At 66.5% G+C, this 17,262-nt stretch carries 17 protein-coding genes and 1 pseudogene; 4 read left to right on the top strand and 14 right to left on the bottom strand.

What is annotated here, in order from left to right; all coding sequences use genetic code 11:
• Window positions 1–28: 28 nt before the first annotated feature.
• The 4 genes from CTJ15_RS00685 to CTJ15_RS00670 are packed head-to-tail and all read right to left on the bottom strand — an operon-like array spanning window position 29 to window position 4,254.
• Window positions 29–1,321: an FAD-binding oxidoreductase gene (locus CTJ15_RS00685; protein ID WP_075821223.1), complete on the bottom strand. Its 1,293-nt coding sequence runs from the start codon at window positions 1,319–1,321 to the stop codon at window positions 29–31.
• Window positions 1,322–1,328: 7 nt separating this feature from the next.
• Window positions 1,329–2,507 carry an ABC transporter substrate-binding protein gene (locus CTJ15_RS00680; RefSeq protein WP_099780848.1) on the bottom strand — a complete coding sequence of 393 codons (1,179 nt, stop codon included), beginning with the start codon at window positions 2,505–2,507 and terminating at the stop codon, window positions 1,329–1,331.
• Between the two features lie 15 nt (window positions 2,508–2,522).
• A complete protein-coding gene (locus tag CTJ15_RS00675; protein WP_075821225.1) occupies window positions 2,523–3,332 on the bottom strand; it encodes an ABC transporter permease in 810 nt (269 codons plus the stop codon).
• Window position 3,333: 1 nt separating this feature from the next.
• The gene (locus tag CTJ15_RS00670) at window positions 3,334–4,254 is read right to left on the bottom strand and encodes an ABC transporter permease (protein ID WP_226945888.1); all 921 of its coding nucleotides are present in this window, start codon (window positions 4,252–4,254) and stop codon (window positions 3,334–3,336) included.
• 107 nt (window positions 4,255–4,361) lie between these two features.
• Here CTJ15_RS00670 and CTJ15_RS00665 point away from each other — a divergent pair, with 107 nt between their 5' ends.
• Complete coding sequence (locus CTJ15_RS00665) at window positions 4,362–5,474, top strand: ABC transporter ATP-binding protein (protein WP_099780846.1); 1,113 nt, start codon at window positions 4,362–4,364, stop codon at window positions 5,472–5,474.
• Between the two features lie 7 nt (window positions 5,475–5,481).
• Here CTJ15_RS00665 and CTJ15_RS00660 read toward each other — a convergent pair whose 3' ends face one another.
• The 4 genes from CTJ15_RS00660 to CTJ15_RS00645 all read right to left on the bottom strand — a co-directional run bounded on the left by CTJ15_RS00660 (window position 5,482) and on the right by CTJ15_RS00645 (window position 9,226).
• Window positions 5,482–6,423 (bottom strand): metal ABC transporter permease, encoded by a 942-nt coding sequence (locus CTJ15_RS00660; RefSeq protein ID WP_075821227.1) that lies wholly within the window; start codon window positions 6,421–6,423, stop codon window positions 5,482–5,484.
• Complete coding sequence (locus CTJ15_RS00655; protein ID WP_075821254.1) at window positions 6,420–7,286, bottom strand: metal ABC transporter permease; 867 nt, start codon at window positions 7,284–7,286, stop codon at window positions 6,420–6,422. Before CTJ15_RS00655 ends, CTJ15_RS00660 begins: the two co-directional genes overlap by 4 nt.
• A 25-nt stretch (window positions 7,287–7,311) precedes the next feature.
• Window positions 7,312–8,139 carry a metal ABC transporter ATP-binding protein gene (locus tag CTJ15_RS00650; protein WP_075821228.1) on the bottom strand — a complete coding sequence of 276 codons (828 nt, stop codon included), beginning with the start codon at window positions 8,137–8,139 and terminating at the stop codon, window positions 7,312–7,314.
• A gap of 151 nt (window positions 8,140–8,290) precedes the next feature.
• On the bottom strand, window positions 8,291–9,226 hold the full coding sequence (locus CTJ15_RS00645) for a metal ABC transporter substrate-binding protein (protein WP_075821229.1): 936 nt from the start codon (window positions 9,224–9,226) through the stop codon (window positions 8,291–8,293).
• 133 nt (window positions 9,227–9,359) lie between these two features.
• Here CTJ15_RS00645 and mntR point away from each other — a divergent pair, with 133 nt between their 5' ends.
• A complete protein-coding gene (gene mntR, locus CTJ15_RS00640; protein ID WP_081798660.1) occupies window positions 9,360–9,824 on the top strand; it encodes a manganese-binding transcriptional regulator MntR in 465 nt (154 codons plus the stop codon).
• Window positions 9,825–10,070: 246 nt separating this feature from the next.
• Here the strand turns inward: mntR and CTJ15_RS00635 are convergent, their stop codons facing one another.
• Complete coding sequence (locus CTJ15_RS00635; protein WP_151904014.1) at window positions 10,071–11,189, bottom strand: hypothetical protein; 1,119 nt, start codon at window positions 11,187–11,189, stop codon at window positions 10,071–10,073.
• 47 nt (window positions 11,190–11,236) lie between these two features.
• On the opposite strand from CTJ15_RS00635, the pseudogene CTJ15_RS00630 reads away from it, so the two are divergent.
• Together CTJ15_RS00630 and CTJ15_RS00625 are read left to right on the top strand one after the other, a co-directional pair.
• Window positions 11,237–11,485: pseudogene (locus CTJ15_RS00630) on the top strand (SDR family oxidoreductase); the annotation flags it as partial.
• A 135-nt stretch (window positions 11,486–11,620) separates the two neighbouring features.
• Entirely contained in the window at window positions 11,621–12,439 is an 819-nt protein-coding gene (locus CTJ15_RS00625; protein ID WP_099780839.1) for an IS5 family transposase, read from the top strand.
• Window positions 12,440–12,501: 62 nt separating this feature from the next.
• Here CTJ15_RS00625 and CTJ15_RS00620 read toward each other — a convergent pair whose 3' ends face one another.
• Genes CTJ15_RS00620 through CTJ15_RS00600 form a run of 5 tightly spaced genes read right to left on the bottom strand, consistent with a single transcriptional unit; the run spans window position 12,502 to window position 17,194 of the window.
• Window positions 12,502–13,227, bottom strand: a complete 726-nt coding sequence (locus CTJ15_RS00620) for a hypothetical protein (RefSeq protein WP_075821231.1) — start codon at window positions 13,225–13,227, stop codon at window positions 12,502–12,504.
• Between the two features lie 25 nt (window positions 13,228–13,252).
• Window positions 13,253–14,647, bottom strand: coding sequence for an amidohydrolase family protein (locus CTJ15_RS00615; RefSeq protein ID WP_099780845.1), 1,395 nt, complete (start codon window positions 14,645–14,647; stop codon window positions 13,253–13,255).
• A gap of 3 nt (window positions 14,648–14,650) precedes the next feature.
• On the bottom strand, window positions 14,651–15,634 hold the full coding sequence (locus CTJ15_RS00610; protein WP_193009545.1) for an ABC transporter substrate-binding protein: 984 nt from the start codon (window positions 15,632–15,634) through the stop codon (window positions 14,651–14,653).
• A gap of 25 nt (window positions 15,635–15,659) precedes the next feature.
• A complete protein-coding gene (locus CTJ15_RS00605; RefSeq protein WP_075821234.1) occupies window positions 15,660–16,448 on the bottom strand; it encodes an ABC transporter ATP-binding protein in 789 nt (262 codons plus the stop codon).
• Complete coding sequence (locus CTJ15_RS00600; RefSeq protein ID WP_037251574.1) at window positions 16,445–17,194, bottom strand: ABC transporter permease; 750 nt, start codon at window positions 17,192–17,194, stop codon at window positions 16,445–16,447. The genes CTJ15_RS00605 and CTJ15_RS00600 overlap by 4 nt, the downstream gene beginning before the upstream one ends.
• Window positions 17,195–17,262 lie beyond the last annotated feature (68 nt).

The raw sequence follows: 17,262 nt of genomic DNA, 5'->3' as shown, positions 1-17,262 counted from the left end.
AGCAAGCCGGCATCTCTCGGCCAAAGGGTCACAGGCCGAGCCGGTCGCGGATTTCCCCATAGGTCAAGCGTGCGGCCACGCCAAGGCGCCGGAGCCCATGGAAGGGGATCGGTCTCAGATCGGTGATCGGAAAGTCGATCTCCTCCTGCGATGCCCCCATGACCCGCCGAGCCACCTGCTCTCCCATCGCCGTTGCCATGGCCACACCACGACCATTATAGGCGAGGCAGGCGATGACCCCTGGTGCAGGCTCGTGCAGATGCGGGTAGTGGTCCGGCGTGACGGCCAGTCGGCCATTCCAGAAGTACTCCCAGCCGACTTCCTTGACCTGCGGCCAGAGGCGCCGTGCATAGCGTGTGAGACGCTGGAAATCCATCGGATCGGAGGTATCGCGGTCAACGCTGCGGCCGCCCATCAGCAAGCGCTTCCTTGCGTCCACCCGGTAATAGACAGTCAGCGAAGCGATCTCGAACAGCACAGGCCGTTCCGGCATGATCGTGGCGGCGAGATGATCGGGCAATGGCTCGGTGGCGGCTATGGCGCTGAAGACCGGCACGATGGAGCGCCGCAGCCCCTTCCAGATGTCGTCACTATACGCGTTAGTGGCCAGCACGAGCTTCTCCGCCGTCATGGTTCCGGCGGGTGTGACGACACGCCATCGCGTGCCTTGGCGCTCGATGCGAAGCGCAGGCGACGCGGCATGCACGTTGGCCCCGGCTCGCTGCGCCGCATCAGCCAGCCCGCGTGCGTAACCCAACGGGTTCACGCTGCCGCCGCGCCGATCGATCGAGCCCCCTATGTAGCGATCGCTGCCGGTCAGGCGCTGCATGCCCCTCGCGTCGAGGATCTCCACCGGGCCGCCACGCCGGGCATTATCCTCAGCCGTAGCGCGGATAGTGGAAAATCCGTTCGCATGGAAGGCGCCTCGGATGGTGCCACCTTGATGCGCTTCGCACAGAATCTGATGTTGCCGGATTAGTGAGAAGACCTTGTCCGGCGCTGCGCCTGACATGGTGATCATGCGCCGCCCGAGCTCAGGACCGAAATCCCGCTCCACCTTAGCAGGGTCATGCTTAAGGCCCGGGTTGACCTGCCCGCCATTGCGGCCGGAAGCGCCCCAGCCGGGTTCGTGTGCCTCCAGAACCGCCACGTCCACCCCTCTCTCCGCGAGGTGGAGCGCGGTCGAAAGACCTGTGAAGCCGCCGCCCACCACCACGACCGAGACCTGCCGTTCTCCCTGGAGCGGCGGTGCCACGACGGGCTGCCTTGCCGTGTCGGCATAGAGGCTGCGGGGCAGGGAGCGTGGCGAGACGGCGTTCATTCCGCGATCATCCGAGCAGGAAGCGGTTCCACTTGGTCTTCACCGTATCCAGATTGGCTGCCCACCATGCGGGATCGTAATTGATCAGCTTGTCCTTGATGTCCGGGGCGGTGGGCAACAGCTTCAGCCGATCCGCAGACAGATGCTCAGCCGCCTTGTTGTTCACGAAGCCATAGGTGATCAATGAGGAGAGCCGCGCCTGCGGAGTGGCAAGCGTGATGAACGCGGCGAACTTCTGGGCGTTCACGCGGTTCGGTGCACCCTTGAGAATGGCCCAGCAGTCGTTGCGCAGCAGCTGGTCTTGCCAGACAATCTCAACCGGAGCTCCGCTTGCCTGAATGGCCGCGATCCGGCCGTTCCAGGCCGTGGCCATCACCACCTCGTCGTCGTTCAGGAGCTGTGCTGGCTGCGCGCCCGCGCCCCACCACTTCACCACATTTGGCTTCAACTCGCTGAGCTTGCCGATCGCCTTATCGACATCGATAGGATAAACCTTGTCGCGCGGCGTTCCGGCCGCCAGCACCCCGAGTTCCAGATCCGGATTCAGCGCGCCTCCACCCATCATGGCACGTGGGCCGGGAAACTTCTTCACGTTCCACAGATCGGCCACTGTTGACGGCCTGTCACTCTTGAAGGCGTCCGTTCGATAGGCATAGATCTGCGCATAAGGCAGCATGTCGACAAAGAGTTCCTTGCGGAATACCGGGTCGATGTTGTCCGTATCGAAAAGCGCGTAGTCGATTCTTTCCCAATAGTCGCCTCTGGCGGCCAGAGCCACGACCGAGGAGCCTTCCTGTTCAGTCACGTCGTATTCGATGTTGCCTGTATCGACCATCGCCTTGACCTTGGCGATATCGGGTCCCTCTGTCTCCACGACCTTGATGCCGGAGAGTTCCTCGAAAGGCTTGAAGTAGGCTCGCCGTTGCGCCTCCTGAAGGCTGCCCCCATAGGAGCAGACGCGCACCACTCCATTGCCCTTGAGCTTCTCGGGGATGGAGCGGATCTCCGGAAGAGCTACCCCTTGCGCCAGAGCCGGCATGCCAAAGCCCTGCGTGAGCGCCGAAGCCGCAGCAGCCGTTAGCCCGAAGGAGGCGGCCCGGTGGATGAAGCGCCGCCGCGTGAGATCCGCCGCGTGAGGTGGCTCCGCCGCGAGGCGCGCAAGCAGGCGTGAGATACGGTCGTCCATGGCAATCTTCTCCCGTTAGGATCCGTTGGAAACACCGGAGCGCAGCCGGGCCGAGCGCCGCCGAAGAAACTCGGCGCCAAGCATCAGCAGCGTGGTCAACACGATCAACAGAGTCGAAGCGGCCGCGATCGTAGGGTCGAGATTGTAGTTCAACTGCTCCCACATGCGGCGGGGTAGGGTAACGGCGCCGGTACCAGCCAAGAAAAGGGCGATCAGCAGTTCATCGAAGCAGACCACGAAGGCAAAGACCGCGCCGGCGGTGATGCCCGGTTGGATGAGCGGCAGCGTGACTTGGCGAAAGGCCCCCCAGGGCGTGGCGCCCAGGCTGAGAGCCGCGCGTTCCAGCCGCCGGTCGAGGCCACTCAAAGCGGAGACAACGTTCACCACCACGAAGGGCACGGCCAGTGCAGTCTGTCCCAGGATCAGGGCGATCGGTCTTCCGATCAGGCCGAAGCGCGCATAGACATAATAGAGGCCGATCGCCACGACGATGCCCGGCGCCACGATCGGTGACAGGATCAGTGCCTGGATCAGCCCCTTGCCGGGAAAGCGTCCTCGCGCGAGTCCGATTGCGGCTGGCACACCGAGTCCGACCGAGAGCAGGGTGGAGACCAGCGAGGTCCAGAGGCTCATCACGGCGGCGTTGGTCCAGGCCTCGTTACCGAAGAAGATCCGGTACCAGCCGAGGCCAAAGCCCGGAGGCGGAAAGGAAAGGTAGCGTGCGGTCGAAAAGGAGAGTGGCACCACCACCACCACCGGCAGGACCAGGAAGCCCAGCACCAGGACCAGCGCGGCGATCAGCAGGACACGGCGCAGCAGGGGCAACTCAATGCCCTCCCTGCAACACCCGTCCCAGCGGGACGATTCGGGCCAGCAGAGCGAAGGCGAGAGCGACGATCAGCAGCAGAACCACCGCCATTGCCGAGGCGCGCGCCCAGTTGAGCTGGTTCACCAGATCGCTGATTAACATCGCTATCATCACATCCGATCCAGCCCCCACAAGGACCGGGGTGATATAGAAGCCGACTGAAAGGGCAAAGACCAGAACGCAGCCGGCTGCGACGCCGGGCAGGGAAAGCGGCAGGACCACCTGCCTGAAGGCTGCAAAGGGTCCGGCACCCAACCCGTTCGCCGCCCGCACCAGGCGCCAGTCCAGACTGCGCAACGTCGCCGTCAGGGGCAGGATCATGAAGGGCAGCAGCACATGGACCATGGCAAGATAGACTGCCAGGCGCGTGTTCATCAGCTGCAACGGCGTATCGATCAATCCGCTCGCGACCAGGGCATTGTTGACGATGCCGCGCCGCCCGAGCAGTGCCATCCAGGCATAGGTGCGCACCAGGATGCTGGTCCAGAAAGGGATCAGCACCAGGATCATCAGCAGGTTCGCATGGGACTGCCGCATGCGCGCGAAAGCATAGGCCACCGGATAGGCGAGCAGCAGGCAGAGCAGCGTGACCGCAAGGCTTATCTGCATGGTGATGCCGAGCACGCGCCAGAAGATCGCATCACCGAGCAGCGAGATGAAAACCGAGATCGTCCAGCCTTCCTCGGTGAGCAGGCTGCGGGACAGCATGGCAGCTACGGGGTAGGCATAGAAGACGAGCATATAGAGTAGCAGCGGCAGAACCAGCAGTATCATTGCATGCCGTGAACCGAAGGCTCGCCGGTTCTTGGTTAGGTCCGTGCCCGCCATGGGCAGCGCAACAGTCCCGGGGCCGCTTCCCAATGGCAAAGGTGCGTTCATGGCTGCTTTCCCTGCCGCAGGGAGAGACCGAATCCCGGAGCTGGACAGGCGCATTTCGTCTCGTCCATGCTGAATTCCCGATGCTGAGAAGAGGTCAAGCAAACCGGATGCCAGAGGACGCAGCGACTCCCCATCCTGAGAACTCCGGTGCCGAGATCACCCTCCGTGAGATCACCAAGCGTTACGGCAGCCACCTTGCCATCGACCGGCTTTCACTGTCGATCCGGCGCAGCGAATTCATCAGCTTCCTGGGTCCTTCCGGGTCCGGCAAGTCCACCACGCTGATGATGATCGCCGGCTTCGAAACACCCGAATCCGGCCAGATTGCCCTGGACGGGCGGGATGTGACCCATTTGCCCCCGCATCGGCGCGGAATCGGGATGGTCTTCCAGAGCTATGCGCTCTTTCCCCACATGACGGTGGCGGAGAATGTCGGCTTTGCCCGGAAGCAGCGCGGGGTCGGCAAGGCGGAGATCGTGGAGCGTGTGCGCCAGGCACTGGACCTTGTCCGGCTATCCGCTTTCGGTGGCCGTTATCCGCAGCAGCTCTCCGGCGGTCAGCAGCAGCGCGTGGCCATTGCCAGGGCGGTGATCTTCAACCCGCCGGTGCTGCTGATGGACGAGCCGCTCTCGGCCCTCGACAAGCAACTGCGCGAGGAGATGCAACTGGAGATCAAGGCACTGCATGAACGCCTTGGCATCACCTTCATCTACGTCACGCACGACCAGAAGGAGGCGCTGGTCATGTCTGACCGGGTGGCTGTGATGAACCAGGGGCGGATAGAGCAACTCGACGATCCGGCCACACTCTATGATCGCCCCTCCAATCGCTTCGTCGCTTCCTTTGTCGGCGAGGCGAATTTCCTGCCCGTGGAGGATATGGGGGTGGATCGCCCAGGGGTGCGCTGCGTATCGCTGGGCGGCACCCTCCTGCGAGGTACCGTCGCTTCCTCGGCAGCCCCGGGGCAGGCCTGCATGATCCGGCCGGAGAAAATCGGAATCCTTCCAGCCGGCAGTCCGGTCCCGCCGGGTCGGAATCATCTGATGGCCACGGTACGCGAAGTGACCTTCATGGGTGAGTTGACGCGCTGCGTGCTGCAACTCGATGCCGGTGGCGATCCCGTGGTCGCAAAGCAGCAGCATCGGGCGGATGCGATTGTCGTGCGACCCCAGGAGCGCGTGGCCCTGACCTGGGCGGTCGAGGACACGCTTCTGGTCTGAGGCCCGCCTACAATCCGGCCTTAGCGGCCGATGTTCTGTCTCCAGCGCTCGCTTCGTGAGGTCGGCTGACGGAAGTTCCGGTGTCATGCGGAACACTTGTCCTGCCGGCTTCGCGGCGCGCATGTCGGCCCGCGAGCAGGCCATGCTTCGGCGCCAGGGTGAGGGCCAAGGCGAACAGCAGCGACAGCACGACGACGATGCTACCTGCGGGAGAGATGTTGGCGTGGTAGCTGGCGAGGATACCGATGAGGGTGGCGGCCACGGCGGCGGTCACGGCGATGGCCGACATGCGGCCGAAGCGATCGGACAGCAGATAGCCGATGCACCCTGGCGTGATCAGCAGCGCTACCACCAGGATGACACCGACCGCCTGCACGCCGGCCACCACCGCTGCCGAGAGCAGGGCGAGGAAAAGGTAGCGCAGCATTCCGGTGTTGAGTCCGATCCCCCGCGCATGTGTCGCGTCGAAGCAGAAAAGCGTCAGATCGCGGCTCTTTACCAGCAGGACAGCCAGCGTGATGCCGCCGACGATCAGGGTCTGCCACAGGTCCTCCCGCTCAATCCCCAGAATGTTGCCGAAAAGGATGTGGGTGATGTGGGCCTCGGTGGTCAGGAAGGCCAGCATGACGATGCCGGCCGCGAACATGCCGGTGAACACGACCCCGAGTGCCGCATCCTCCTTCACCCGGCTATGGCTTTGGACGAAACCTGCTCCCAGCGCGCAGAACATGCCGGCAGCAAAGGCGCCCGGCGCCAGTGGCAACCCGGCCGCGGAAGCCAGCACGACACCCGGCAGGACCGCATGGGAGATCGCATCACCCAGTAGTGACCAGCCCTTCAGCACGATGTAGCAGGAGAGCAGTGCGCAGGCCGTCGCAACCAGGGCGCCGGCCCCCATCGCCTCCAGCATGAAGCCATGGCTGAACGGAGCGAGGAAAGTGTCGATCATGCCGCTTGTTCCAGCCTGCCCGCCTGTCGCCTGGCACGGCGGCTGGCCAGGATGCCATGCCGTGGCGCGAGGATCAGAACCGCCGTGAAAATCAGTGCCTGTAGTGTGACGATGACGCCGCCGGTGGAGCCGTCCAGGAAGTAGCTGAGATAGGCGCCGGTAAACGCGGTACTGGCGCCGAGGGCCGTGGCACCCGCCATCATCCGTCCGAAACGATCTGTCAGCAGATAGGCCGTGGCACCCGGGGCCACCAGCATGGCAATGACCAGCACCGCGCCCACTGCCACCATGGCTGTGACGGCGACAGCGGCGACACAGCCCAGCAGCAGCATCTGCAGCAGGCGTGTGTCAAGCCCGATCGCCTGTGCATGGGCGGCATCGAAGGCCCAGAGTGTCAGGTCGCGCCCACGCAGTGCCATGACCAGCAGCACGCCGGCCGAGACAAGCAGCATCTGCATCGTGTCGGCCGGCGCGATGCCAAGCACGTTGCCGAACACCACCGTCTGCAGCCGCATATTGCTCGGGTAGAGCGTCAGCAGGACCAAGCCGAGGCCGAAGAAGGCGGTAAAGACCACGCCGATCGCGGAGTCCTCGCGGATGCGGCTGTTGCGGCGAATGAAGCCCATGCACCAGGCGGCCAGCATGCCCGAGGCGAAGGCACCGAGTGCGAAGGGCAGGCCCAGGATCCAGGCCAGCGCCACGCCCGGCACCACGGCGTGCGACAGCGCATCGCCCAGCAGCGACCAACCCTTGAGCGCCACGAAACAGGACAGCAGGCCACAGACAGCGCCGATCACGGTGCTGACATATATCGCATTGCGCATGTATTCGTAGGCGAAGGGGATCAGCAACTCCTCCGTCACGGCCGGATCTCCATCGACGGCTCCCTCATGCCTCCGGGCCCAGGCGGCCGAGCACCCGCCCATCGGTGGTGACCACGAACCGCTCGCCATTCCCGCCGTCCCGCAGCGTCAGGCGTTCATCGGCCTGCGCTGTCCCCGGGCTGGACGGCTTGGCGGCGTCGCCGAAGGCGCGCGCGATCTGGGCGGGGGTGAAGACGTTACCGCAGGGGCCGGCGGCAAGCACGGTACCCTTGACCAGCGCCACCTGATCGCAGAATTCCGGCACGCTGGCGAGGTCGTGGGTGGAGACGAGGATGATCCGCCCTTCCGCCCGCAGTTCCCGCAGCAGTTCCATAATCTGGCCTTGTGTGGTGACGTCCACGCCTCCAAAGGGTTCGTCCAGGAGGATGATCCGGCCGTCCTGGGCCAGCGCACGGGCGAGGAAGACACGCTTCTTCTGCCCACCCGAGAGCTGCCCGATCTGCCGCCCGGCGAATTCCTCCATGCCGACCCGGCGGAGTCCTTCCTCCACGGCGGCACGATCCGCAGCGGAAGGGATGCGCAGCATGTTCATGTAGCCGTAGCGGCCCATCATGACGACATCGCGCACACTGACCGGAAAGGCCCAGTCCACTTCCTCGTTCTGGGGGACATAGGCCATCCAACTGAGTTTCTGCGCCTCGCTCACCGTGCGGCCGCCAATCCGGACTGTGCCGGAGGCCGGCCGTACCATGCCCATGATGGCCTTGAAGAGCGTGGACTTGCCGGCGCCGTTGACGCCGAGCAGCCCGCAGATCGTAGGCCCGTCCAGCCGCAGCGAGGCATCCCTCAGCGCGACATGGCCGTTGGCATAGGCGACCGTTACCCCCTCCACCCTGAGGTCGAGCGTCTTGCCTTGTGGCGGCCCCGGATCCGGTGCCGCCCTGGACAGCAGCCGCCGGCCGATGCGGCGCAGGGACGAGGCGCCGTGCCTGTCCTGCCTCGGCAGTGCCACGCTACGCGACGGGGACATGAGCATGACGTGTCTACCGTCCAGGCGGCGGCTGGAAGGCGCGGACGATGGTGCTGGCGTTGTATTCCAGCAACTTGACGAAGGTCGGCGCCACGCCATCTTCCGCCGTCAGGCTGTCCACGTACAGCATGCCACCGAACCTGGCGCCGGCCTCGCGTCCGACCTGTTTCATGGCCCGGTCGCTGACCGTGCTTTCGCAGAACACCACCGGGATCCGGTTCTTCCGTACCGTGTCGACGACACGCCGGATCTGGCGGGGTGTACCTTCCTCCTCGGCATTGATCGGCCAGAGGTAGAGTTCCTTCATGCCGTAGTTCCGGGTCAGGTAGGAGAAGGCGCTCTCGCAACTCACCAGCCAGCGGCGCTCCTCGGGAATGCCGGCAAGCTGCGCACGGATCGGCGCGTCGAGCGCGCGGATCTGCTGGGTGTAGCGAGCCGCATTGGTGTTGTAGGTCTCGGCATTGCGGGGGTCGGCCGCTGTGAGTGCCCGGCGAATGTTCTCGACATAGATCACCGCATTGGCGGGTGACATCCAGCTGTGCGGGTTGGGGCGGCCAGCATAGGGACCCTCCGTGATGCCGATGGGCTCGATGCCCTCGGTCAACACCACCGAGGGAACATCCTTTACCCGCTGGAAGAAGCGCTCGAACCAACGTTCCAGGCCCATGCCGTTCCAGAGGACGAGGTCCGCCGCCTGGACCTTCACGATATCCAGTGGCGTCGGCTCGTAGTCATGGATCTCGGCGCCCGGCCGGGTGATCGATTCCACGATCGCGGCCTCGCCGGCCACGGTCTGGGCCATGTCCTGCAGGATGGTGAAGGTGGTGACCACACGCAGTGGCCGGTCGCGCGGGGTCTGGGCGGCGCCTGTGGCTTGGCTGCCGAACAGGAAGACGGCGGCAAGCGCTGCCATCGCGAGAAAGCGCTTGGGCGATCGGTTGTCCAGCATGAACTTTCCTGTAGCTACTGCTCGTATGTCAAGTCCAATACAAAGCATGTAGCATAGGCTACAATCAAGAGCGAAACCTGCGAACTTGGCCCAGCCGTGGCATTTTCATCGGCATGAGGTATTCTTCGGCCTGATGATGCAGGACGACGCTGAGCAAGGCAGGCCGGGAGATCCGGACGTGACGCTGCCCGAAGAAGACATGCAGGCCGCGCGCCATGCCTCTGCGCGTGCCGGCCGTGCCTCGGCCGTGCTTGAGGACTACGTCGAACTGATCGACGACCTGCTGGAGCGGGAAGGGGAGGCCCGTGCAACCGATCTGGCGCGCCGCCTGGGGGTTTCGCACGCCACGGCCATCAAGAGCATCGGGCGGCTCAAGGGTCTGGGGCTCGCTCAGTCAAAGCCATACAGGGGCATTTTCCTGACCCCGGAGGGTCATGCCCTGGCGCGGAAGGTGCGGGCACGCCATCGCGTTGTGGTCGATTTCCTCAAGGCGGTCGGCGTACCCCCGGAAATCGCGGAAAGCGATGCTGAGGGATTGGAGCATCACGTCAGTGATGAGACGCTTGAGGCGTTCTCCAAGTTCCTGCGCCAGCTTTAACCCAGGGCCAGATCCGGGTCTGGCCAACAGCTTCGCTTCAGGCCCCGGCGAGACGCGGTTCACCTTCAGGATGCCGTTGACGAGAGCAACGGACGGATGGCGCAGGATCGCGACAGCTTCCCCTTCACCCCGGATCGGTTGATCAGGCGTTCATGTCACCTGCTCGTCCGCGTCCCCAGGACGCGGGCGAGCGCCATTTCACCATGCGGATGATCGGGAAACGGCTACCGCAATGGCGACGATCAGTCAGGCGAAAAGAAAATCCGTTGCCGTGAGGTGAGGCACACCGTGCACGACCACCACGCTGCTGGTGGAGAACTGAATGGAGGTGGCGTTAGGATCCGAATCCCCGATGACGGCGCCTGCCACGAGCGTGAGGTCGGCAAAACCGTGGATGCCTTGGCTGGCATAGCCGGTCAGGTCGATGTGGTCCTTGCCTTGCTCGAAATCCATGATCTGGTCGCGACCGCTACCGGTGGCGAAGACGAACGTATCGCTGCCACCTCTGGTGGTGCCAGTCTTCGGCCCGTCGCCCCACATGATCTCGAAGGAGTTGCTGCCGGCGATCAGGATGTCATTGCCGCCCCTCGCTTGGTCGGACAGGGCTCCATCGCCATACATCATGACGTAAGGGGCGTTGCTCCCGCCCACGATCACGTCGTCGCCGCCGCGTGCGTGTTCGGTCAGCCGGCCGTCGCCATAAGCATAAAGGCTCTGAGCGCCATCCGAGAGCCGGAAGTGGTCATTTCCGCCACGGGCGTGGCCGCTGAGGATCGAGGCGTCGCCGTAAAGTGCCATCCCGATGCCGCCGCCGATGATGGTATCGTCGCCGCCGCGCGTGGTGCCATCCATGGTCCGCGCATCGCCGGCGACGAAGCCACCGCCTGACGCACCGTTCGAGCCAGGGTAGATCAGGTCGTTACCCCCACGGGATGCGCCGTGCAGCTCCAGCGCGTCGCCCACGATCGTGATGCTGAGGTGGGAGCCGAAGCCACCGAAAATGGTGTCGTTGCCGCCGCGGCTGGAGCCATCCATCGTGGCGGCGTCGCCAGCGATGAGTTCGGTCGAGTAGCTCGCGCTGACGCCGTAGATGATGTCATTGCCGCCGCGGGCATGGCCAGCCAAGGCCTGGGCGTCGCCATACAACTGGTCGTTGTAGCGACCGGTGTAAGGATCTATCGGTTCGAGGCCGCCGCGCAGGATCTGGGCTCCCCCGGACTGAGAGCCGGACAGGGTGCCGGTGGTGTCGCCATAATAGGTGGGCACGGTTGTTTCCTCCGTCGCCCGCTTCTCCTCGGGGCGGCAGTTTGATTCGTAATCGAATCGTACCGGGAAATCCATGGCGTTGTGCTTGAATGTTCTCATCCGCTGCAAGCAGGGTTGCCGGGTGAGACGGCATGAAGCACCGGAGGGCGACGCATGACGTGCGCTTCAACGTCATCTGCCCAGGCTTCGTGCGTGCGCCACTGGCGGAGAAGCAGATCCCGAAGCAGGTACATCAGCGACGATGACGTCATGCACAAGGTGATGCTGAAGGACACGGTGGGCGGCGGTTCACCACAGTGGACAACGTGGCCCAGACCGTGGTGTTCCTGTCCGGCTTCCCGGCCAATGCGCTGACCGGGCAGTCGGTCGTGGTCAGCCCCGGCTGGTTCATGCAGGAGGAGCCTCCGTCCAGCAACGCCGCCTTGAGGGTGCGTTCTGCCTATCAGAACCCGTTTCATAACGGCTGAGGCGGGGTGAGCGGCGGGAGTTCTGCGCGTTCGGAGGGTGTCTGACGTCCTTCGAGGTGGCCCATGTGGACCCCTGCCGCCCGCGCGCAGCTTGCGCGCGGCTCCCAGCCTTATGCAACGTGCCTAACCGATGCCGAGTGGGCCCTGGTCGAGCCCTTCTTGCCAAGCCCTGCAAAGACCGGACGACCCCGGTCCTGGCCGATGCGGCGGGTGGTCGATGCGATCCTCTACGTGCTCCGTACCGGCTGCGCCTGGGCGCATCTGCCCCGCGACTTCCCGCCGCCCGGGACCGTGCACCGTTGGTTCCTGCGCCTCTCGCGCCGGGGCACCTTCGAGCGACTGGCGCACGCCCTCATCATGGCCGACCGCGAGCGGGTCGGCCGAGAGGCCTCACCGACAGCGGCGGTGTTGGACGCCCAATCCGTCCGCTCGGGCGGTGTCGGCGTGAAAGGTGTCCGCGGCTACGATGCCGGGAAGAAGGTGACGGGCCGCAAGCGCCACGCCCTGGTGGACACGGACGGTAGGCTCCTGCTCGCCGCCATCTCGCCCGCCTGCCTGCATGACAGCCGAGGGGGTGCGGCCCTCCTGGCCATGTCGCGCCGCCCTTGGCCGTTCCTGGCCCGCTGCTTCGCCGACCGCGCCTACGCCGGTCCGCGGGTCGCCCGAGCCTCCCCCGTCGCCGTTACCATCATCGGCAGCGCACCCGGCCAGAAAGGCTTCGCCGTGCAACCCAGGCGCTGGGTGGTGGAGAGGTCCTTCGCTTGGTTCGGCCGCTGCCGACGCCTCGCTCGCGATCACGAGGCCACCGTCGGTTCCGCCGTCGCCTTCTTCACCCTCGCCGCCGCCATGATCCTCGTCCGGCGTCTGGCTCAGCCGTTATGAAACGGGGTCTCAGGGCCGGGCCGCTGGGGAAGGTACCGGTCGCTTGTGCTGAAAAGCTGCTGTCAGCTTCGCAGGGAAAGCAGAAGCAGTGCGGCGGCGGCCACCGCGATCAGGCGGATCAGCTTGACAACGCGACCCGGCTCGATCCTGGGCCGCAGCATGAAGCCGCAGCCTGCCCCGGCCAGACAGGCGGTGATCAGGCTCCACAGAATGCCAGCTCCCGTGGCGCTGGTGGTGGGCAGGCCGGCGACTGCGAGGGCCACGCCATACCCCACGCAGGAAACCGGCTGCATGACACGCCGTACCTCGTCGCCGGAGCGTCCCGCGCGGGCCAGCGCGACGGGAGTCACCGGACCGGGACTGGCGGTCCACAGGGTGAGCATCCCTGTCACGATGCCGGCCCCGGCGATCCCCGCCCAGCCCTTATCGGATCCGGGGACGGTGACGGGTGCGGCCGGGCGCGGCAGCGCAGCGAGAAGCAGGACAGCGGCCGTTATTCCCTTCAGCGCAGCCTCCGGGATGGACGGCAGGACGGCCGCTGCCGCACAGCCCAGCAGGATGGAGCCCGATGACAGGGCCACATCCCCCCAGCGCAACCGCACCCCACCCAGAGCCGTGGCCACCAGGGACACGAGGAGGTTGAGCAGCAAGAGGACCGGTACGCCGACGGCGGTGCCAAGCCACAGGAAGAGCGCGGCTCCGCAAACGATGCTGAGGCCGGCACCGACCGCGACCTGGATCGCGGCGCCGGCCGCGACCAGCGCCATACAGGCCATGATGAGAAACATGACGATCCCTGGTTGGTGGCGCCGGTCAGCCGGCCGACGCGATGCGGTGGCTCGCCGAATCCGGATGGATCTTGACGATCGGCGAACCGGCGATCGTGGCTTCCGCGCGGGCCGCCACCTCGCGCATGGTGGCACGTGCATCCCAGTCCAATGGCCATCCGCGCCAGAGCCGGAGGCGGCCCGCCACGAAGACGGCCTCGATCTGGTCGCGGTTGCCGAAGCGGGTCAGCTCCCACATCAGGTCCCGTGACGGCACGAGCTCCGGCACGGCGAGGTCCACCAGCAGGAAGTCGGCCGCGAGGCCCGGCGCGATGCGGCCGGTAACGGCGCCGAGGCCGAGCGCGTCCGCGGAGGCCGCCGTGGCATGGACCATCCACGGCCAGCCGCCGCCGCAGGAGAAATCGCCCTGCGGGATGCCATAGGCGAGGCGCTGCGAGGCCTCTGCCGCATCGAGCAGGCGGAACGCATCGCTGCGGGTGGCGTCGGTGCCCAGCGCCAGACCTATGCCCATCTCCAGCATGGCCGTGGCGGGCGCGACGGCATTCCCCTTCCATTGCGAGGCGACAGGGCAGTAGGCCACCGTGGCACCGCTGTCGCGCAGCAGCCCCAGCTCGCGCGGCGTGACCAGAGTCACGTGCGCCAGGAGTGCGGCCGCGTTCAGCGCGCCGGTCGCCTGCAGGTGCTCCACCGGCCGCAGCCCGCGTGCGACGAGGGAGCGCTCCACGGCGACGAGGTGCTCGTTGGCATGGGTCTGGAACGGCACGCCGGCCTCGGCGCAGAGGGAGGCGACCCTGTGCAGCATGGCATCCGTCGCCACCTCCGGGATCGAGATGGCGAGGGACGGATGAACCAGCCCGTCCGAGGCCCAGCGGGCAAGGTGGCGTTCCGCACGTGCGAGGATCGGGGCCGGATCGGCAGGTTCCGGCCCGGTTGCGTCGTTGCAGATCAGGCCGAGCACGGTGCGTAGCCCGGCCCCCCGCACCGCGTCGGCGATGGGGTCGAGGTCGCCTTCATGCCGGGTCCCGGCATCCACCACGGTCGTGAAACCGCCTCGCAGCGCCTCCAGGGCCGCGAGCTTCGCGGAGAGCCCCGCCATTTCCCCGCCCAGGTGCGATTCCATCGGCACCCAGATGCGGCGGAAGATCTCGGAGGGTTCACCGAAGGCGAGCGACTTGCCAATGGCCTGGGTCAGGTGATGATGCGCATCGATGAAGCCCGGCATCAGCGCGTGATCCGGCAGGTCGATCGGAGCGAGATCCGCGTTCGCGGCGAGGATCGCCGGAGCCGGGCCGACCGCGGTGAAGCGGCCGTGCTCCACCAGGACGGCGACGTCGCGCGCGAAACCTTCGGGCAGCAGGGCCTGGCCTGGCCGCAGCAGCAGGCGGGAGGCGGCCAGGATCTCGGGGGAAAGGGTGCGCATCGATCAGTCCAGGGTCACACGGTCAGGCATGACGGCGCGCAGTGGCGCCTCCGCGATCGCCGCACGGAAGACGGCGGGCTCGGTGGAGGCGCCGCGCGCGGCCCCGGTCTCGGCCAGCCAACGGCCCTCGCGTTCCATCAGATCGAGCAACGGCCGGTCGAGGCTGATTCGGGCGTCGTAATCGGGCCAAGCCGCGCGCACAGCCTCAAGGTTCTGCGCCCGGCCCGCCAGCCGCGCGGCCGCTGCCTGGGCCGCCTCGGTTTCGGTGGCCATGGCCGCCTCGGCCTTGAGCAGCGCTGACAGAAAGCGGCCCGTCACGTCGACGTCCCGGACGAAGGCCTCGGAGGCGACGAGAAGGTAGGTCGGTTGATAGGACCTGACAGGGATCTCAGCATAGTCGGCACCCAGCGCACGGCGCGTGCCGGCATAGGCGTTCGGGAAGGGGGCTGCCGCATCCACATCGCCGCGCGCGAGCGCCGCAATGAGATCGGCCGGCCCGATATTGACGATCTCGGCCTGGATGCCGGCCGTGGCCAGTTCCGACATCAGCATGAAATGCGTGTTGGTGCCGAGCGTGACGCCGAATTTCCGGCCCGCCAGCGTGGCGAGCATGGGCGCCGTGCCGCCCTGCTTCTTCGTGACGATGCGCATGCCCCTGTAGCGGGACAGCGTGCCGACCACGCCGAACTTCTGCGCGCGCAGTGCTCCGACCACGACGGGAAGCTCCGCCATCATCGCAAGGTCGACTTGGCCGCCGATCAGTGCCTCGAAGGCCTCGCGCCCAGTGGGGAAGTTGGTGACAGCCGGAGCAAGACCCGCCGCCCCGAACAGGTCGCGCTCCTGTGCCAGGGCAAATTGCGGTGCCTCCACGGAGAGGCCGCCGCCGATCCGGACAGGGCGTGGCGATTGGGCACGCGCCAGGCTGGGCATGATTGCGGGAGCGAGGAGGAGGGCGCCGGCAAAGGCGCGGCGGGTGACGCGGGTCATCGGTCGGTCCATAGAAAGACAGGGGTCAGGCGGCCTCGGCCGCCGGTGCGTGGCGCAGGAGGCCCATGATGCGATTGCGCTGGGCGAGGTACTCGGGGCCCACCTCGGCGCCGGCGCGGGCGGCGCGATCGCCCAGCTCTATCGTCTCGACGATCCGGCCGGGGCCGGCGGCCATGACATGGACGCGATCCGCCAGCACCAGCGCCTCGTCCACGTCGTGCGTGACGAAGAGCACGGTGGTACGGTGCGCCCGCCAGACGCCGAGCAGCAGTTCGTGCATCGAGGCCCGGGTCTGGGCATCCAGGGCGCCGAAGGGCTCGTCCATCAGCAGAACCCGGGGCCGCGCCGCCAGGGTGCGGGCCAGCGCCACGCGCTGCTTCATGCCGCCCGAAAGCTGCCCTGGGTAGGAATCCCCCCGTCCGGCGAGGCCGACCTCTGCCAGCGCGGCCTCCGCCGCCTGACGGCGCCTGGCGGCGGAATGGCCAAGCCGCCTGAGGGCGAATTCCACGTTCCCGCGCGCGGTGAACCAGGGGAACAGCGCGTATTGCTGGAAGACGACGCCGACCTCGGGGCTCGGGCCGCGGATGGGGCGGCCATCCACCGTCACCGCGCCACCGGACAGCGGCACAAAGCCGGCGATGGCGTTGAGCAGGGTGGACTTGCCGCAGCCGGACGGCCCGATAAGCGCGGTGAAGGAGCCGGGCTCAAGGACCAGTTCCGTGGGGGCGAGGGCCTGTACAGGCCCGCGCCGGCCCATGAAGCGGATCTCGGCCGCGGTCGCGCGGACCGCTCCGGTGGAAAGGGTGGTGCTCACATGACCTCCCAGTGCACGAGGCGGCGGCTGGCGGCGACGAAGGCCGCATCCAGCGCCGCGCCGAGCACACCGAGGAGGATGAGGTTCACGAACATCACGTCGGTCTGCATGAACTGGCGGGCCTCCTGAATGCGGAAGCCAATGCCGGAGGAGGCGCCGGTCAGCTCCGCCGCAACCAGGGAGAGAAAAGCCAGCGCGGCCCCCATGCGCAGCCCCGCGACGATATGCGGCGCGGCGGCAGGCACCACGACCTCGAAGAACTCCCGCAGACGGCCTGCCCCCAGCGAACGGGATGCGCGGATATAGGTCCCCGCGACGGAAGAGGCGCCGTGATGCGTGCTGAGCCAGACGGCGAGGAAAACGGTATAGGCGATCACGAAGTGCTTCGATCCCTCCCCGATGCCGAACCAGACGATGGCCAGCGGCACGAGGGCGATGGCGGGGATGGGGCGCAGCAGCATCAGCATGGGCGTCACGGCATGGCCGATCAGGCGAGTGCGTGATGTCAGCAGCCCCACCAACACGCCCAGCGTGGCGCCGATGGCAAAGCCGATGGCCGCCCGGCCGAGCGAGACGCGCAGATCGCCGAGAAGCGTTCCGTCCGTCCACAGCTCGACAAAAGCCGCGGTGACGACGGGCGGGCTCGGCAGGAAAACGGGGTTCACGCCCGGCAGAGCACTGAGGACCCACCAGAGGAGTACGATGCCTGCGAGGGCGGCGGGCACGCGGCCGGCGCGGCCTAGCATCCTGATCAAGTGAAGCTCCGTTTTCGCTGGATAAGCACCTTGTTATAACTAGTCATATCTCGTCATAG

Origin of the sequence: Roseomonas sp. FDAARGOS_362 (assembly GCF_002754815.1) — a bacterium.
Lineage (GTDB): Bacteria > Pseudomonadota > Alphaproteobacteria > Acetobacterales > Acetobacteraceae > Roseomonas > Roseomonas mucosa.
This window is presented reverse-complemented; position numbering and strand designations above follow the sequence as displayed.

Excerpts from the sequence above, each read along its gene's own strand:
- CTJ15_RS00685 (WP_075821223.1), bottom strand. The coding sequence starts at position 1,321 with ATGAACGCCGTCTCGCCACGCTCCCTGCCCCGCAGCCTCTATGCCGAC.
- CTJ15_RS00680 (WP_099780848.1), bottom strand. The coding sequence starts at position 2,507 with ATGGACGACCGTATCTCACGCCTGCTTGCGCGCCTCGCGGCGGAGCCA.
- CTJ15_RS00670 (WP_226945888.1), bottom strand. The coding sequence starts at position 4,254 with ATGAACGCACCTTTGCCATTGGGAAGCGGCCCCGGGACTGTTGCGCTG.
- CTJ15_RS00665 (WP_099780846.1), top strand. The coding sequence starts at position 4,362 with ATGCCAGAGGACGCAGCGACTCCCCATCCTGAGAACTCCGGTGCCGAG.
- CTJ15_RS00660 (WP_075821227.1), bottom strand. The coding sequence starts at position 6,423 with ATGATCGACACTTTCCTCGCTCCGTTCAGCCATGGCTTCATGCTGGAG.
- CTJ15_RS00645 (WP_075821229.1), bottom strand. The coding sequence starts at position 9,226 with ATGCTGGACAACCGATCGCCCAAGCGCTTTCTCGCGATGGCAGCGCTT.
- mntR (WP_081798660.1), top strand. The coding sequence starts at position 9,360 with ATGATGCAGGACGACGCTGAGCAAGGCAGGCCGGGAGATCCGGACGTG.
- CTJ15_RS00635 (WP_151904014.1), bottom strand. The coding sequence starts at position 11,189 with ATGAGAACATTCAAGCACAACGCCATGGATTTCCCGGTACGATTCGAT.
- CTJ15_RS00625 (WP_099780839.1), top strand. The coding sequence starts at position 11,621 with ATGTGGACCCCTGCCGCCCGCGCGCAGCTTGCGCGCGGCTCCCAGCCT.
- CTJ15_RS00620 (WP_075821231.1), bottom strand. The coding sequence starts at position 13,227 with ATGTTTCTCATCATGGCCTGTATGGCGCTGGTCGCGGCCGGCGCCGCG.
- CTJ15_RS00615 (WP_099780845.1), bottom strand. The coding sequence starts at position 14,647 with ATGCGCACCCTTTCCCCCGAGATCCTGGCCGCCTCCCGCCTGCTGCTG.
- CTJ15_RS00610 (WP_193009545.1), bottom strand. The coding sequence starts at position 15,634 with ATGACCCGCGTCACCCGCCGCGCCTTTGCCGGCGCCCTCCTCCTCGCT.
- CTJ15_RS00600 (WP_037251574.1), bottom strand. The coding sequence starts at position 17,194 with ATGCTAGGCCGCGCCGGCCGCGTGCCCGCCGCCCTCGCAGGCATCGTA.